General features: G+C 71.8%; 1 protein-coding gene and 1 pseudogene. Both read right to left on the bottom strand.

Annotation, left to right across the window (positions count from 1 at the left end; translation table 11 throughout):
- Positions 1-1177, bottom strand: a 1177-nt coding sequence (locus CCN42_RS33105) for an HTTM domain-containing protein (protein WP_086741104.1), incomplete at its 3' end; no start/stop codon positions are given.
- A pseudogene (locus CCN42_RS33100) lies at positions 1174-1817 on the bottom strand (DUF5819 family protein); the annotation flags it as partial. The gene CCN42_RS33105 and the pseudogene CCN42_RS33100, both read right to left, overlap by 4 nt.

The raw sequence follows: 1817 nt of genomic DNA, 5'->3' as shown, positions 1-1817 counted from the left end.
GCTTCGGGGCGGGCGGGTCCGGCGTCGGGGTGCGGCTCGCGCGGGAGGACAGCCGTCCGCGTGCGCGTGCCGCCCAGCCGCCCAGACGGCGCAGGAACGACGTCGGCAGGAAGACTGCGTCCGCCGCGATCATCGCCAGCGAGAAGAACGGCAGCCCGAGGACCACGGCGATCACCAGGTGCTCGGTGATCATGGCGGCGAGCAGCACGTTCTTGAGCCGCCGGTGGAGCAGGGTGAACGGGAAGGCGACCTGCACCAGGACCGTCCCGTACGTCACCAGCATCACCATGGTGCCGCTCGCCGACAGCGCGTCGGCGAGCGCCGGCCAAGGCGAGAAATAGTCCAGGTGCAGCGGGTAGTAGACGGCGGTGCCGTCCTGCCAGCGGGAGCCCTGGATCTTGTACCAGCCGGCCGTGGCGTAGATCAGGCAGGCCTCGGCCATGATCACCAGCAGGGCACCGTTGTGCAGGATGTTGGCGATCACGTCGAGCATGATCCGTGGCTGCGCGGTGCGCGCGTAGCGGCCCACCAGCCACCACAGCGCCTGCGCCAGCAGGACACCCCACAACAGCGAGGGCACCAGCGGATCGCCGTCGAACCGGCCCGCCGCGGAGGCCGCCGCCAGCGCCAGGCCCAGCACGGCCCACAGCGCGGGCCCGGCGCGGTCCCCGCACCGCTCCCCACGCGCGCGTGCCTGCCGGGCGCGGCGGGCGCGCCGCGCGTCCAGCGACCAGACCTGGCCGCAGCGGGTCAGGACCAGGTAGACGGACATCAGGTGCAGGACGTTGTCGCCGCCGTCCCCCATGAACACGCTGCGGTTCTGCAGCGACAGCACGCCCACCATGAACAGCACGGACATGGTGCGGGTCCGCCAGCCCAGCATCAGCAGCAGGCTGGAGACGGCGGCGAGCCCGTAGACGAACTCGAACCAGACGCGGCCGTCGGACCACATCAGCGCGGTGAACGCACCGTTCTGCCGGATCAGCTCCTCGGCGAGGGTCCAGCTCCACGGGCCGTCCGGGCCGTACAGCTCCGCGCGGTGCGGGAACTCGCGCAGCAGGAACAGCAGCCAGGTCAGAGCGAAGCCGATGCGGACCACCGCGGTCTGGTACGGACCGAGGGCGGACTCGGTGGCCCGGGCGATGGCGCCGGACAGCGCCAGGGCGAAGCGGTTCACCCGGCACCTCCCCGGGACTCGTCCGCCGGCACCGTCCACCAGGGCAGCACCCGGTCCACCGGTTTCAGCGAGATCCGCTCCTCGCTCCACTCGGGCGGGCGCACCGGGGTGGTGCGGCAGCGGACCTGGACGCGTTCGAGGACACCGTCCGGTCCGGCGGCCTCCGCCCGGTGCAGGCGCAGGACGACGATGCGGCGCAGATATGTCTCGGCGAGCAGGCCGCGCGAGGCGGCGGTCCGGTTCTCCCCGCTGTGGGTGGTGGAGTAGAAGTCCCACGCGCGGCGCAGCTCGTTCTGCTGGGTGTGGCTGGGCAGCAGATTGCCGTCGATGGCCCGGCCGTCCTCGGCGGACAGGTCGAACCAGCCGGTGGTGCGGAAGTCACCGTCCGCGGTGCGGATCCGGNNCGTTCTGCTGGAGCGGGTTCGGCGCGAACAGCTTCCAGTTCTGCTCGAACTCCGGGTAGATCCACTCGTCGATCGCCTTGCCGTGCGTCTTGGTCAGCGTGTTCGACGGGGCGACGTGCAGGAAGACCATGCCGATGTGCACGCACACGGCCACCGCGACGACCGCGAGCGCCAGCGCGACACCTATCTGATAGCGGGGGGAGAGGGCGGCCACGCCGGTGCGGGGGGTGACGGGC

This window comes from Streptomyces glaucescens (genome assembly GCF_002154375.1).
GTDB classification, from domain to species: domain Bacteria; phylum Actinomycetota; class Actinomycetes; order Streptomycetales; family Streptomycetaceae; genus Streptomyces; species Streptomyces glaucescens.
Note: the sequence above shows the minus strand (reverse complement) of the source record. Positions and strands in the feature narration are given on the sequence as shown.